The sequence below is a fragment of the Clostridia bacterium genome, assembly GCA_036562685.1.
GTDB lineage: Bacteria > Bacillota > Clostridia > Christensenellales > DUVY01 > DUVY01.
This window is the reverse complement of record DATCJR010000068.1, coordinates 1-13,249: the sequence shown is the minus strand read 5'-3', so window position 1 is coordinate 13,249 and position 13,249 is coordinate 1. Positions and strand designations below refer to the sequence as shown.

At 36.8% G+C, this 13,249-nt stretch carries 13 protein-coding genes and 8 tRNA genes; 5 read left to right on the top strand and 16 right to left on the bottom strand.

The window, feature by feature from the left end:
- Nucleotides 1-31: 31 nt before the first annotated feature.
- On the bottom strand, nucleotides 32-658 hold the full coding sequence (locus tag VIL26_03140) for a sugar transferase (GenBank protein ID HEY8389926.1): 627 nt from the start codon (nucleotides 656-658) through the stop codon (nucleotides 32-34).
- A gap of 213 nt (nucleotides 659-871) precedes the next feature.
- Here VIL26_03140 and VIL26_03135 point away from each other — a divergent pair, with 213 nt between their 5' ends.
- Entirely contained in the window at nucleotides 872-1,642 is a 771-nt protein-coding gene (locus VIL26_03135) for a Ku protein (protein ID HEY8389925.1), read from the top strand.
- Nucleotides 1,643-1,867: 225 nt separating this feature from the next.
- Nucleotides 1,868-3,148, top strand: a complete 1,281-nt coding sequence (locus VIL26_03130; GenBank protein ID HEY8389924.1) for an SLC13 family permease — start codon at nucleotides 1,868-1,870, stop codon at nucleotides 3,146-3,148.
- 32 nt (nucleotides 3,149-3,180) lie between these two features.
- On the opposite strand, the gene VIL26_03125 is transcribed toward VIL26_03130, so the two are convergent.
- The 3 genes from VIL26_03125 to VIL26_03115 all read right to left on the bottom strand — a co-directional run bounded on the left by VIL26_03125 (nucleotide 3,181) and on the right by VIL26_03115 (nucleotide 5,963).
- Nucleotides 3,181-4,785, bottom strand: coding sequence for a DEAD/DEAH box helicase (locus tag VIL26_03125; protein ID HEY8389923.1), 1,605 nt, complete (start codon nucleotides 4,783-4,785; stop codon nucleotides 3,181-3,183).
- Between the two features lie 179 nt (nucleotides 4,786-4,964).
- Nucleotides 4,965-5,201: a tautomerase family protein gene (locus tag VIL26_03120; protein ID HEY8389922.1), complete on the bottom strand. Its 237-nt coding sequence runs from the start codon at nucleotides 5,199-5,201 to the stop codon at nucleotides 4,965-4,967.
- A 27-nt stretch (nucleotides 5,202-5,228) separates the two neighbouring features.
- On the bottom strand, nucleotides 5,229-5,963 hold the full coding sequence (locus VIL26_03115; GenBank protein HEY8389921.1) for an NAD-dependent protein deacylase: 735 nt from the start codon (nucleotides 5,961-5,963) through the stop codon (nucleotides 5,229-5,231).
- Nucleotides 5,964-6,086: 123 nt separating this feature from the next.
- Here VIL26_03115 and rdgB point away from each other — a divergent pair, with 123 nt between their 5' ends.
- Both rdgB and VIL26_03105 read left to right on the top strand, forming a co-directional pair.
- Nucleotides 6,087-6,692: an RdgB/HAM1 family non-canonical purine NTP pyrophosphatase gene (rdgB, locus tag VIL26_03110; protein ID HEY8389920.1), complete on the top strand. Its 606-nt coding sequence runs from the start codon at nucleotides 6,087-6,089 to the stop codon at nucleotides 6,690-6,692.
- Nucleotides 6,692-7,168 (top strand): metallophosphoesterase, encoded by a 477-nt coding sequence (locus VIL26_03105; GenBank protein ID HEY8389919.1) that lies wholly within the window; start codon nucleotides 6,692-6,694, stop codon nucleotides 7,166-7,168. Before rdgB ends, VIL26_03105 begins: the two co-directional genes overlap by 1 nt.
- 66 nt (nucleotides 7,169-7,234) lie before the next feature.
- Here the strand turns inward: VIL26_03105 and galE are convergent, their stop codons facing one another.
- The 3 genes from galE to VIL26_03090 are packed head-to-tail and all read right to left on the bottom strand — an operon-like array spanning nucleotide 7,235 to nucleotide 10,922.
- Complete coding sequence (gene galE / locus VIL26_03100; GenBank protein ID HEY8389918.1) at nucleotides 7,235-8,251, bottom strand: UDP-glucose 4-epimerase GalE; 1,017 nt, start codon at nucleotides 8,249-8,251, stop codon at nucleotides 7,235-7,237.
- A gap of 5 nt (nucleotides 8,252-8,256) precedes the next feature.
- Nucleotides 8,257-9,795 carry a UDP-glucose--hexose-1-phosphate uridylyltransferase gene (locus VIL26_03095; GenBank protein ID HEY8389917.1) on the bottom strand — a complete coding sequence of 513 codons (1,539 nt, stop codon included), beginning with the start codon at nucleotides 9,793-9,795 and terminating at the stop codon, nucleotides 8,257-8,259.
- 44 nt (nucleotides 9,796-9,839) lie between these two features.
- On the bottom strand, nucleotides 9,840-10,922 hold the full coding sequence (locus VIL26_03090; GenBank protein HEY8389916.1) for an aminoglycoside phosphotransferase family protein: 1,083 nt from the start codon (nucleotides 10,920-10,922) through the stop codon (nucleotides 9,840-9,842).
- A 129-nt stretch (nucleotides 10,923-11,051) separates the two neighbouring features.
- On the opposite strand from VIL26_03090, the gene VIL26_03085 reads away from it, so the two are divergent.
- Nucleotides 11,052-11,927, top strand: a complete 876-nt coding sequence (locus VIL26_03085; protein ID HEY8389915.1) for a helix-turn-helix transcriptional regulator — start codon at nucleotides 11,052-11,054, stop codon at nucleotides 11,925-11,927.
- A 109-nt stretch (nucleotides 11,928-12,036) separates the two neighbouring features.
- Here the strand turns inward: VIL26_03085 and VIL26_03080 are convergent.
- From VIL26_03080 to VIL26_03040, 9 genes are all read right to left on the bottom strand, one after another.
- A tRNA-Lys gene (locus VIL26_03080) sits at nucleotides 12,037-12,112 on the bottom strand.
- A gap of 5 nt (nucleotides 12,113-12,117) precedes the next feature.
- Nucleotides 12,118-12,192: transfer RNA gene (locus tag VIL26_03075), tRNA-Gly, on the bottom strand.
- A 13-nt stretch (nucleotides 12,193-12,205) separates the two neighbouring features.
- A tRNA-Leu gene (locus VIL26_03070) sits at nucleotides 12,206-12,290 on the bottom strand.
- Nucleotides 12,291-12,298: 8 nt separating this feature from the next.
- Nucleotides 12,299-12,374: transfer RNA gene (locus VIL26_03065), tRNA-Lys, on the bottom strand.
- Between the two features lie 50 nt (nucleotides 12,375-12,424).
- A tRNA-Gln gene (locus VIL26_03060) sits at nucleotides 12,425-12,499 on the bottom strand.
- A gap of 9 nt (nucleotides 12,500-12,508) precedes the next feature.
- A tRNA-His gene (locus tag VIL26_03055) sits at nucleotides 12,509-12,585 on the bottom strand.
- Between the two features lie 8 nt (nucleotides 12,586-12,593).
- Nucleotides 12,594-12,670, bottom strand: a tRNA-Arg gene (locus tag VIL26_03050).
- Between the two features lie 5 nt (nucleotides 12,671-12,675).
- Nucleotides 12,676-12,749 (bottom strand) — tRNA-Gly (locus VIL26_03045).
- A 293-nt stretch (nucleotides 12,750-13,042) separates the two neighbouring features.
- Nucleotides 13,043-13,249: NADP-dependent isocitrate dehydrogenase (locus VIL26_03040; protein HEY8389914.1), on the bottom strand; the 207-nt coding region annotated here is incomplete at its 5' end.

Sequence of the window (13,249 nt, the reverse complement as noted above, 5' to 3'; positions counted from 1 at the left end):
ATTGCTATGTTAACAGCCATTATTTTTCCTTCTATATATTTTGATTAGAAACTGATTCGTCTAAAACTTCTGTTGTCTTTCCTTCTTTGACGCCATCTCTTTTTAAAACCTTGAATATAGTCATAAAAAAGATTTTTATGTCAAAAAAGAAATTAAGCTTTTTAACATATTCTCCATCAAATTGCGCTTTGATAGGGATAGGTAATTCATCTCTTCCGTTAACCTGCGCCCAACCTGTAAGTCCAGGTTTTATACTATTAGCATTATATTTATCGCGCTCTGCAATCAAATCATCTTGATTCCAAAGGGCAGGTCTAGGTCCAATAATAGCCATTTTACCGCCCAGAATGTTAAGTATTTGCGGCAACTCATCAAGGCTAGTTTTTCTCAAAAAACGTCCTACTCTAGTTATATATTGATCGGGATTTTCAAGTAAATGCGTAGGAACATCTTTGGGCGTATCAATACGCATCGTTCTAAATTTCAAAATCTTAAAAATCTTTTTATTCTTGCCAATTCTGTTTTGTTTGAAAAAAACAGGTCCGCGTGAATCAATTTTTATTATTAACATCAATGATAAAAATAACGGCAAAATAACGATAAATCCTATTAATGCTATTAAATATTCAATTACTGGTTTTAAAAAATGACGATACATATCAAGCTTCCTTTAATAAATGAATTATACCACAATAAAATTTAGATTCAAACAACTTTTGTGGATTTAATAGCTATATAGTAAAATTTGACTAAATATAAAAGAACATATATCTCTCGGATTATTTTAGCTCAAATTTGGAATAATATTTGATAGTAGCATAGATAAATATGTTATGTTTTTATTTTCTGATTTAATCAAAAAGGATAAATTATGGCATTTAGCAAAGCGTCGATTACTTTTGGACTTGTTTATATTCCGGTCAAGCTGGAAGTTGCGGTCAAAAATAATGATATCAGCTTCAATCAACTGCACCGCAAGACCAAAGAACGCATACATTACAAAAAGTTCTGTGCTAGCTGCACCGAAGAGGTAAGCCCAAAAGATATTGTCAAGGGCTATGAATATGAACCCGACAAATATGTCATAATGGATGATGAAGACTTTGAAAAAATCAAAACCCCTAAAGACAAATCCATAACAATAGAATCATTTGTAGATATAAAAGAAATTGATCCTATATATTTTGCCAAATCATACTATGTTCATCCTGACGGCGCAGCCAAACCTTTTGAACTATTAAGAGCTGCTATGCAAAGCCAAAACAAAGCTGCTATTGCACGCACTGTGATGTCAAACAAACAAAACTTGGTAAGCATACGAATAAAAGACAAAACAATGATTATGAATCTTATGTATTTTCATGAAGAAATAGGCGCACCGCCTGTTTATGATTCTTCAGTTAAGGTCAGCAAAAACGAACTTGAATTAGCCAAAAATCTGATCGCCAGCATGAGCGGGAAGTTTAATCCTCAAGACTACAAAGATGAATATCAGGCAAAATTAAGAGCCGCAATAGATATGAAAATACGCGGAAAAGAAATAGTTGCATCCAAAGAAGGCGTACCTAATGTGGCTATCGACCTTGTAGCCGCTTTGCAGCAGAGCATAAAAAACACAGGCGCATCAGCACCCAAAAATTAGGTATGTTAGCTTTTCTATCTTTCTTTTTTCCTTAATTTGATTTTAATAAAAAAAAGCTTTTATTGCGGAAAATCTTTATTCATTAAAAATACAATTATTTAAAATAACTTTTAAAAACTATTTTTTTTAAGCAAGCCAATTAGAAAATTTTTTTAATTTTCTCTTTATTTAATGCCTTTTATAATTTATAATGGGTTTAATATTTTTAGTACAAGGGGAAAACCAATGCAATTAATTTTGGCTTTAGTTATTTTTATTATAACTTACATCTGCCTGATGATATTTCCGAAATTGCGTGCATACATTGCCTTGTGTTCAGCAGCATTGTTTGTAATTTTGCAAATACTCCCTATTAATAAAGTCTTTTTTGCGGTTGACTGGAATGTCTTGCTGATGATTGGCGGAACTATGGGTATAGTGGCATTATTCATAGCTTCCAAAATGCCCGCGCTTATGGCCGACTTGTTAATAAAAAAGATGCCAAGCGTCAACTGGGCTATAATCGCACTGGCGCTATTTGCAGGCCTTATCAGCGCATTTGTTGACAATGTAGCGACCGTACTAATGGTAGCACCTGTGGCTCTTGATATTTCAAAAAAGCTCAAAATATCACCTGTAAAAAGCATTATTGCGATAGCAATTTCGTCAAACCTGCAAGGTGCGGCAACGCTTGTAGGCGATACCACTTCAATAATGCTTGCTTCTAAAACAGGTATGAATTTCATGGATTTCTTTGTTTACCAGAACCGTCCTGGACTGTTTTTTGTGGTACAAATTGCCGCCATTATGTCAACATTGATATTGGTATGGCTATTTAGAAAGGACAAGCAACCTCTTACAATTAATCAAAGCACCGAAGTTAATGATTATGTTCCAACAATTCTGCTCCTTGGTATGATTGTTTTGTTGATAATAGCTTCCTTTATACCCGAAGAATACAAACTATCCATTACCAACGGACTTATCTGTGTAGGCTTGTTGATAGTAGGATTAATTTATACATTAATTAAGACCAAAGATTTTTCTGTATTAAAAGACACCATAAAAGAAATAGATTTCTTTACCCTGTTATTATTAGGCAGCTTGTTTATAATAATTGCAGGAATAAGCGAGGCTGGCGTAGTGGACAAGATCGCCGAATTAATCAAAAAAGCAGGCGGCGGAAATCTTTTCCTTATCTATACAATTATCGTATGGGCGTCCGTACTTGTTTCAGCATTTATTGATAATATCCCCTACACCGCCACTATGCTTCCTGTCGTTGCAGGAATTGCTTCTATGCTAGGCGTTGATCCGACTGTATTGTATTTTGGATTGCTAAGCGGTGCAACATTGGGCGGCAATCTGACACCTATCGGCGCATCTGCCAACATAACAGGACTTGGAATCTTGAGAAAGGAAGGCTACGAAGTAAAAGCAGGACAATTTATGAAAATAAGCGTACCTTTTACTCTAGCCGCAGTAATCACCGGTTATGTTCTAATCTGGCTGTTCTGGGGAATATAGAATTTATAAAAAATATAAAAAGACCGTCTTTTTTAGACGGTCTTTTTTTTCTTTTTTAAAAATTTATCATAAAACTTTTTTTCTTCAGGTTTAGTTTGATTCTTTTTTCCCTTGTTTGAGTCTAGCTTATATGATTTTTTGGACTTTTTGGTTTTTTCAAAGTCGTCAAAACCAGCAATTTTATAATCAAATGATTTTTCGTGTTTTGATTTTTTATCTGTAAAACTGTTTTCTTTTTTGCTGCCCTTATAGCCGCTTTTAGAATTTCTTTGACGTCTTGATTCTGTGCTTTCAGAAAACCCAGATGCCTTAGAAAATGAACTTTCCTGGCTGAATTTACTTGTTTTAAAACTTTGAAATTTAGAAAAGCCGTTTTGGGATTTTTCTGGTCTTTGAGTTTTTGTATTAAGCTTATTGCGGTTGAATTTAGGCAAGTCTTTCTCAACCGGCTTTTGGGATTTCATACTAGCTTTGGCAGCAGCGTATTTTTTTGATTGACGGCTTGATATATCTGCGTATTCGTCCACGCTCATAGAAAGCCTTATTTCATGTATTTTGGAATTGGTCTTTTTTATATATTCTTTTAACAGATTAAGCTGCTCCTCGCCGTTGATTATAGTCAAGGTTTTGCCCGCCTTGCCTGCTCTGCCTGTTCGCCCTATTCTGTGAATATAATATTCCAAATCATTGGGCAAATCATAATTAATTACATAATCAACATCTTTTATATCAATTCCGCGTGCGGCGACATCAGACGCTACCAAAATAAATCTCTCTTCCGCTTTGATTGACCTCATGACACGCTGTCTTTGGCTCTGGCGCATATCGCCATGTAAAGAATAAGCCAGATAACCTTTTTGGTATAAAAAATGCTCCAGTTCTTCGGTCATGCGTTTGGTATTGCAAAAAATAATAGTTCTTTTAGGTGAATCTTTTTCTAAAAACTCAATTAGCGCTTCTTTCTTTTGGTTTTTGAAAACCTTGACATAATGCTGTTCTATCTCGTCCAAAGTGCTGTTATTCTGACCGATCTCGATATATTTGGGATCATTCATATACAGCTTGGTAATCTCTTTTATCTCGTAAGGCATGGTGGCCGAAAACATAACAGTCTGACGGTCTTTGGGCGTAGATTTCAAAATGGTTTCTATATCCTCTCTAAAACCCATATTAAGCATTTCATCAGCTTCATCCAAAACCACAGTTTTTATATTGTTAAGTTTGAGAGTGTGTCTTTCTATATGGTCAATAATTCTTCCGGGTGTGCCTACTACAACCTTGGCTGTTTTGAGTGCTTTTATCTGTCTCATCATATCAGCCCCGCCATAAACAGGCACGACATTGCAAGAATTTTTGAACTTGGATATTTTTTTGAGTTCATCCGTAACCTGCAATGCAAGCTCTCTTGTAGGACAAATAATAAGCGCATTAATCCCGTCTTGTTCATGGCTTATTTTTTCTAAAATAGGTAATCCAAAAGCAAAAGTCTTGCCTGAACCCGTCTGCGACCGTCCCACTACATCATGTCCTTCTAATAAAAGCGGAATACATTGGGATTGAATTTGGGTAGGCGTTACAAAACCACCTGATGAAAGCGCATTTAGAATGTCTTGCGATAAATTAAGTTCTTCAAACATGTTTCTCCTATAAAAAAATGCAAAGGAAAAATATCCTCTGCATTTTAAAAAACAAAAATATTTTCTAAAACAGAGTATATCATCATAATATTATTGTGTCAAATATTACTTCTGATATCACTCAAAACTTAAAACATATTTTGGCAATAATTATGTTATACCCTGTTTATATACCCTTTTTATAACAAATCCTTAGGATCGTATTTGGGCTTTATTCTTATGTTTTGCATATTGTCCGTAACTTCTTGTTTAAATACTTCCTGCCATTCTTGCGCTGTATAGTCCTGAACAGATACCGAAATATGAGTATCTCCTATTCCCAATACATTTTGTAAGGTCTTAGCAAGCTCTGTCGCCAGCTTTTCCTTTTGGGCTTCTGTTCTGCCCTTTAGCATTTTAACTGAAATATGCGGCATAATTTTACCTCCTAAAAAAATATATATTTAATTTACCAAATCCCACAAAATTTTAGATACATCGCCTTGAAGCACATAATCTGCTCTGCTGTCGGCAGGCGTCTTTTCCATGTTAATCAAAACAAGTCTATGTCCTGAATAAAAATCCAAAAGCCCGGCCGCTGGATACACCACAAGCGATGTTCCGCCTACTATAAAGACATCAGAATGCTGAATATATTTTACAGCAGTCCAATAAACATTCATATCAAGACCTTCGCCGTATAATACAACTCTAGGTCTAATTACTTTGCCGCATTTTTTGCACAAAAAAGCACCTGAATGAGCGCAAAACTCTTCTTTGGTGTATTCCTTTTTGCAGCCTATGCAATAATAATCAGTAAGATTGCCATGCAGTTCAAAAACATTAGTACTTCCAGCTTGCTGATGCAATCCGTCTATGTTTTGAGTAATGACTGCTTTTAATTTGCCCTGTTTTTCCAGCACTACCAATGCCTTATGCGCATTATTGGGCTTGGCTTTATCATAAATTAGGTTGTTTCTGACATAATCAGAAAACTGATCAGGATGTTTTATAAAAAATTCATGACTCAGCATATATTCTGGCGAATAATCGGTGTTTGATTTCTGATTATACAGTCCTGTCGCCGACCTAAAATCAGGAATTCCCGAAGCCGTAGAAACCCCAGCCCCACCAAAAAAGACGATGTTTTGACTTTGGGCAATCAAATCTTTGACAACTTGAAAAGTCTGAGAATCCATGATTCACCTCGTCTGTTTTTTATTATATCATAATCAAAGACAAACGATATATCATTATAATGGTTTTTATGTGCTAAATCTAAAAAATATGTTATGCTTTAAGCAAAATCTTAAGGTCAAATTATGAATAAAAAACTATTAGCAGTAGCAACTAATAACGCAGGCAAGGCCAAAGAAATAAAAGAAATTCTTGGCGATTTTTTTGAAGAAATAAAGTCATTAAAAGACCTGGGACTGGACATTAATCCGGAAGAAAACGGTACCACATTCTTGGAAAATGCGCGTATAAAGGCAAGAGCGGTATTTGAGAGCATCAATGGTACTATGGCGGTATTGGCTGATGACAGCGGACTTATCGTCCCCAGCTTAGGCAACGAACCCGGAATAATGTCGGCAAGATATGCGGGCATTGATGCTGATTCTCAAAAGAACAATCAGAAACTTCTGAATAATCTTCAAGGCGTAGCCGACAGAAGTGCGTACTTTGTATGCACAATGGTATTGCTTTTACCTGACGGAACAGAAATTACCGCGGAGGGCAAAACTTTCGGCGAAATTATGAATCAGCCTGAAGGAACAGGCGGATTCGGCTATGACCCGTTGTTTTTTTCGTATGACCTAAAAAAGAGTTTTGGAGCGGCGACAGCTTTTGAAAAAAATCAAGTCAGCCACAGAGCAAGAGCATTGGCGGAATTAAAGCAAAAATATATTGAACTAAAGGCAAAATGATGACTAGAATAGTAGTATTATCTGATATTCATTCTAACACCGTACCGTTAAAAAAAATAAGCGGCATTTTAACTGAAAGCGATTATGTGATATTCTTAGGCGATGGAATCAACTCGATTTATCCATATAAAAACCTTTTGGGCGACAGACTGATTATGGTTAAGGGTAATTGCGATATGTTTTCTCAAGCAGGCGATGAAGTTGTTATGGATATAGACGGTCATAAATTGCTTATAACCCATGGACATAAATATCATGTAAAAGAATCCTTAAACGACCTGATATACAGAGCAAACGAAGTAAATGCTGATTTGGTTTTGTATGGACATACGCACATTCCATATATGGAGACCATAAACGGATGTACGCTTGTTAACCCAGGTAGTTTAGGTCTTCCCCGCATGGGTCATCCCACTTACGCATATATAGTTCTTATGGAAAGAAAACCCATGATTAAGATAGTAGAAGTTTGGTAACAAAAAAAGGATGCAATGATATGCATCCTTTTTTGATTTCTCATGATTTTATCTTTTGTTAAAAAACTAATCACAATATCCGTTAGGATTTTTGCTCTGCCAGTTCCATTGATCGCGGCACATTTCTTTTATGCCGTATTTTGCTTCCCAGCCTAATTCTTTCTTGGCTTTGTCGGCGTTGGCATAGCATGAAGCAATATCTCCGCTTCGTCTTTCTACCACTTCATAAGGCAGCTTTTTGCCGCAGGCTTCTTCAAACGCATGTATCATATCTAATACGCTGTATCCAACTCCTGTGCCTAGATTGTAGATATGTACGCCGCTTTGAGTGCATTTTTGGATAGCTGCGATATGTCCTAATGCAAGGTCCACTACATGTATAAAATCACGCACTCCTGTACCGTCATGAGTAGGATAATCGTTGCCAAATACCCTTATTTTTTCTAATTTTCCGCTTGCTACTTGCGCTACATAAGGCATAAGGTTATTAGGAATGCCTTTAGGATCTTCGCCGATTTTTCCGCTTTTATGCGCGCCTACGGGATTGAAATATCTAAGAATTATTACATTCCATGAGTTGTCTGACTTATAAAGGTCGGTCAAAATTCCTTCAAGATAATATTTGGTTGAACCATAAGGATTGGTGGTACCGCCCGTTTTGCATGTCTCGGTTAAGGGCAGACATTCTGGTGTACCGTAAACTGTGGCGGAAGAAGAAAAGACTATTTTTTTGACGTTATATTTTCTCATTGTTTCTAGCAATACAAGTGTGCCGTAAATATTATTGTCATAATATTCGAGCGGTTTGTAGCAGGATTCGCCCACAGCCTTTAGTCCTGCAAAGTGAATTACTGCATCAAATGTATTGTTAGCAAAAATCTTTTCCATCGCTTCACGGTCACGCAAATCAGCATTGTAAAAAACAAAATCTTTGCATGTTATCTCTTTTACGCGTCTTAATGACTCGTCACAGGAGTTAGATAGATTGTCAATAACCGATACTTTATATCCGCGGTCTAACAGTTCTACTAGCGTGTGGCTGCCTATATATCCGGCGCCGCCTGTTACAAGAATATGTTCCATTTTTTTTAAACCTCCTGTAGATTTAATGTTTTAATAAACTTTTGGAAACCTTTTTTGCCGATTTCATCATTTTTGAATACGGATGTATTATCTAAAATTGCAGCACAAACACGGTTTACATAGTTTTGAACTCTTTCATGTGCTTGCGCCTTGTCTTTTGCCATGCCCTCATTCATAAGTTTTTGAATCATATTTCTATGAATATATAAGTCATGATTTTTATCATTGTATAAATTTTGGTCATATTGCGATTTTCCGAAAAGTATGTTTTCTATTTCGTCAAGCTGGCGTTTTAGGCGTCCAGGCAGTATAAACAAGCCCATAGCTTCAATCAAGCCGATGCCTTCGCTTTTGATGTTTTGGTACTCGGGATGAACATGGAAAATACCGTCGGGGTATTGTTCATTAGTACGGTTGTTTCTAAGTATTAAAGACATTATATAAGTGTCGCCTGACTTTCTGCATATAGGCGATACTGCATTGTGCGGAGTTTGTCCTGTATGGCTTATGATTTCGCATTCGGGACACGAAAACTCCTTCCATTCTTTAATAACCTCAGCTGCAAAAGCTGCGACACAATCTCTGCTTTTGCCTTCTATCTGGATCACACTGTTGTACCAGTCAAGTATGCCTATTTTCAAATCAGGATATTTTGAAGCTGTGTATTCCTTTTTGATTTTGGCAAAATGCATAGGCATCAGATGGCGTCCGCCTTGATAATGTTCGTGGTTAAGAATAGATCCGCCTACAATGGGCAATGAAGCATTGCTGCCTATGAAGTAATTAGGAAAAGCATCTACAAAGTCCAAAAGCTTATAAGGCGTTTTTTCATCTACACGCATGGGAATATGTTCTTCATTGATGACAATGCAATGTTCATCATAGTATGCATAAGGTGAATACTGCATAAACCATTTTTCACCGTTTAGATTAACTTTTATGGTACGAAGATTTCTTCTAGGCGGATGAGTCATAGTGCCTTCAAAGCCTTCATTTTCCTTACACAACATACATTGAGGATATTTGTTTCCCTGCGGCATAGTAAGCAGTTTTGCTATATCTTTATTGTTCTTTTCGGGCTTGGAAAGATTAATCGTTATTTCCAGCTTGTTTTTTTCGTCTTCATAATCCCATTTTAGATTTCGTGCTATCGCCGTCTTTTGGATATAGCCGTTTTTGATGCACATATCAAAAAGATAATCGCAAGCTGCCTGTATTCCGCTCTTTTCCTTAATTATATGGAACTCTCTATTAATCTCTGACGGTACGGGAGTAAGCAGTCCAAATATATTTGCGCAAAAAATATCGGCAGTATCGTCGTCAGCAAGGTTGTTTTCTATTGCATATTCTTTCAGTTCTTGCCATAACTCGTCAGGAACATCCATTGAGTCTATACTGGATAAATCAGCGTTTTGTTCACAAGGTTTAGATAATTTTAATTCTGACAATAAAACATTGCGCGTATAAACTTCGTCAAACTCATCTAAATGTAAATGTTTTTTTGCATATCTTAGCAATTTTTCGGTCAGTAAAAATCCGTCCATAAAATCTCCTAAAAATTTTCTGTCATTTTGACGTTTGACATCAATTATTTCACCAAAGCCTTCATCTTGTCAAAGATTGCTAACATATCGTCAACAAGCTTAAACTGAGTATGTGCGCGGTCAAGGTTTTGTCCTTTTCTTGATGTTCTGAAATACACATCGCCTTCAAGATAATCTGTCAAAAAGCGCATTCCGCATTCATAAGTCATCAAAACCGCACCCATAGGCAAGTTTTCTTTTTCTGCCTTGGTTATAGAATCGCCTATTGCTGAAAGATAGCCCTCAAGATAGGTTTGATACAGATCAAAACGGAAGTTAACTTTGGACAAATCGGGTTCGTCTTCGGCAGCAGGGTTGCAGCCAAAACGGATGCTGTCGCCAAAATCATAGCACAATGAACCAGGCATAACTGTATCCAAATCTATAACTGCTATTGCTTTGCCTGTAGCGTCGTCTATCATTACGTTGTTTAGTTTTGTGTCATTATGGGTAACACGAAGAGGTATCTCGCCAGAAGCAATTTTATCCACGATTTGAGAGCACAAATATTTGTGATCTTCTACCCATTCGATTTCTTTTAACACTTCTTGTTTGCGTCCAAATTCGTCTTTTTCCACCGCTTTTTTGAAGTTTTCATAGCGAACTTTGGTGTTGTGGAAATTGGGCAAAACTTCATAAAGTTGGGAAGCATCAAAATCAGCAAGCAAATTGGCAAAATTACCAAAAGCTACTGCGCTTTGATAAAAATCCTGAGGATTTCTAACTATCTGGTATGTTGTTGCGTTTTCTATAAACAAATACACTCTAAAATATTCTGTTCCGTCAAAGTAATAGCTTTTTCCGTCTCTTGTTTTTACAAGTGTCAAACATTCACGCAAAGGATCTCCGCCGCGCTTAATTACGCTTTTACGGCAAAAGTCTGTTACTAGTTCTATATTGCGCATCAAAGCTTCTACATTGGTAAACAGTCTTTTATTGATTCTTTGAAGAATATAATTGACAATCTTGCCGTTATCGCTTACGCTTAGCTTATATGTATCATTGATATGTCCTTCGCCATAGCGTTCTAGGCTTACAAAATCACCGTCAATTAAAAAGTTTTTGTAAATATCCTTATAATCGTTCATTGGTTTCTCCTAATTTTTTCTTTTGTTTAGTATTATTATAACAAGATTAATTAACACAAAATATAAAAAAAGTCTTATAAGTTTATATAATAAGACACAAAACCTTATATTTTTGTTATAATAAAAACTATGGAAGAAAAATATATCCCAACTGAGATAAAAGACATAATATCAGTAGATAAACTCTATTCGCTTCATTATTTTGCTTATTCAAAAAACTTCCGCTTTGAAGGAGAGCAGCATAACTTTTGGGAAATTGTTTATTGCGATTCGGGCGAAGCAGATATTACTGATATCGATCAAAGTTTCATTTTAAGCCAAGGACAGGCTTTTATTCATGCTCCTAACCATTTTCATAACGTCAGACCTAACCGTTCTAATACCAATGTCATAGTAACGGGATTTGACGGTAATCTTGAACCCATACATAAAATAGCAGGTACGGTTTTGGAAATCTCAAACAATGAAAGAGTTTTTATAAAAAATATGCTAAGCCAAAGCAGAAAAGTTTTCTCTGCTCCGCTTAATTTGGTGTATCAATACAGCCTTGACCTAAAAGAAAAGGCTGAGTTAGGTGCATTACAAAATATAAAAAACTGCCTTGAATGTCTGCTGCTTTTTTTGTTAGAAGAAAAGTCGCAATCATCTAAGCCTGCCGACGAAACGCAGAATTATATAGTCAAGCAGATGATTAATATTATGCAAAAAAGCATAGGATCAAAACTGACGATTCAATCTCTTTCTTATAAGCTTGGCTACTCGCCTACTTATCTAAAAAAGTTATTTAAAGAAACAATGGGCGAAAGCATTATTCAATATTTTATTCGTCTAAAAATCGAAAAGGCAAAAAGCTATATCTCCGAAGGCATTTATTCTATATCAGACATTTCCGAAATGCTGGGGTATGATACTTTGCAATACTTTTCAAAGCAATTCAAAGACATAACCAATATGTCCCCTTCTGATTATATACAGTCAATCAAAGAAACAGGAATTTTGAAATAAAAAAAGGTCTAAAAAATGGTACAAAAAACCCGAAAACGCCATCAACGGGCATTCCCGAGTTAATCATGATAATCTCCATTCCCATATAACGGGAATGGGATAAAAAATATGGTGGACCTTCAGGGACTCGAACCCTGGGCCCATTGATTAAGAGTCAATTGCTCTACCAGCTGAGCTAAAGGTCCACAAATGGAGCGGCAGACGAGATTCGAACTCGCGACATTCGCCTTGGCAAGGCGACACTCTACCGCTGAGCTACTGCCGCATACAGCTCCAATTGGTGCGGATGAAGAGACTTGAACTCCCACATCGTACGATACCAGATCCTAAGTCTGGCGCGTCTGCCAATTCCGCCACATCCGCAAAATAAATGGTGATCCATCCGAGAATCGAACTCGGGACACCATGATTAAAAGTCATGTGCTCTACCGACTGAGCTAATGGATCAAAAAAATGGGATCAATGTAATAATATTCAGTTGTCAATCAGCTTATTAATGGCTGGGGTGGCAGGATTTGAACCTACGAATGCGGGAGTCAAAGTCCCGTGCCTTACCGCTTGGCGACACCCCATTATACTATTGGGGTGAGTAAAGAGAGTTGAACTCTTGACCTCCAGGGCCACAACCTGGCGCTCTAACCAACTGAGCTATACCCACCGCGCACTTGGTACGCCTGAAGGGATTCGAACCCCCGACCCACGCCTTAGAAGGGCGTTGCTCTATCCAGCTGAGCTACAGGCGCATAAATGGAGCGGGTGATGGGAATCGGACCCACGCAGCCAGCTTGGAAGGCTGGAGCTCTACCATTGAGCTACACCCGCATACACAACCCCTTCGAATTAGTGCCAAAATATAATATCATTTATAGATTTTTATGTCAATGATTTGACTAATATTTTTAAACCAAAAGCTTCAAAAATTTTTAGTATTTTTTTTAAAAAAACCTAAAATATTTAGGTATTATTTATATGCCTTTTGGTTTAATAAATCTGCAGGCGAGCCTTATGACTGACGCCGCAATATATATTACCATAAAATCGGCTTTTATGCAAAGGGAAATTCTAACAATATAATCTTTTTTTTGGCGGCTTGTTTGCAAGCCGCCAAAAAGTTTTTATAGGTTTTCAAGTCTAAGCTTGATTTCTTGCAAGAATTGTTTTGAATTGACTTTTTTGGGCTCTACGCCGTCTTTTTTGAACAATCCAATCAAGTCGCCGGTCATAACGCCCTGCTCTATCGTAGCCAAGGTAGCCTTTTCTAGTCTTTTCGCAAGATCGACCAGCTCTTTATTGTTATCCAGCGCGCCCCTTCTATGCAAAGC

What these genes read in the sequence shown, in the direction of transcription:
- VIL26_03140 (HEY8389926.1), bottom strand. Translation starts at nt 658, where the DNA reads ATGTATCGTCATTTTTTAAAACCAGTAATTGAATATTTAATAGCATTA.
- VIL26_03135 (HEY8389925.1), top strand. Translation starts at nt 872, where the DNA reads ATGGCATTTAGCAAAGCGTCGATTACTTTTGGACTTGTTTATATTCCG.
- VIL26_03130 (HEY8389924.1), top strand. Translation starts at nt 1,868, where the DNA reads ATGCAATTAATTTTGGCTTTAGTTATTTTTATTATAACTTACATCTGC.
- VIL26_03125 (HEY8389923.1), bottom strand. Translation starts at nt 4,785, where the DNA reads ATGTTTGAAGAACTTAATTTATCGCAAGACATTCTAAATGCGCTTTCA.
- VIL26_03120 (HEY8389922.1), bottom strand. Translation starts at nt 5,201, where the DNA reads ATGCCGCATATTTCAGTTAAAATGCTAAAGGGCAGAACAGAAGCCCAA.
- VIL26_03115 (HEY8389921.1), bottom strand. Translation starts at nt 5,963, where the DNA reads ATGGATTCTCAGACTTTTCAAGTTGTCAAAGATTTGATTGCCCAAAGT.
- rdgB (HEY8389920.1), top strand. Translation starts at nt 6,087, where the DNA reads ATGAATAAAAAACTATTAGCAGTAGCAACTAATAACGCAGGCAAGGCC.
- VIL26_03105 (HEY8389919.1), top strand. Translation starts at nt 6,692, where the DNA reads ATGACTAGAATAGTAGTATTATCTGATATTCATTCTAACACCGTACCG.
- galE (HEY8389918.1), bottom strand. Translation starts at nt 8,251, where the DNA reads ATGGAACATATTCTTGTAACAGGCGGCGCCGGATATATAGGCAGCCAC.
- VIL26_03095 (HEY8389917.1), bottom strand. Translation starts at nt 9,795, where the DNA reads ATGGACGGATTTTTACTGACCGAAAAATTGCTAAGATATGCAAAAAAA.
- VIL26_03090 (HEY8389916.1), bottom strand. Translation starts at nt 10,922, where the DNA reads ATGAACGATTATAAGGATATTTACAAAAACTTTTTAATTGACGGTGAT.
- VIL26_03085 (HEY8389915.1), top strand. Translation starts at nt 11,052, where the DNA reads ATGGAAGAAAAATATATCCCAACTGAGATAAAAGACATAATATCAGTA.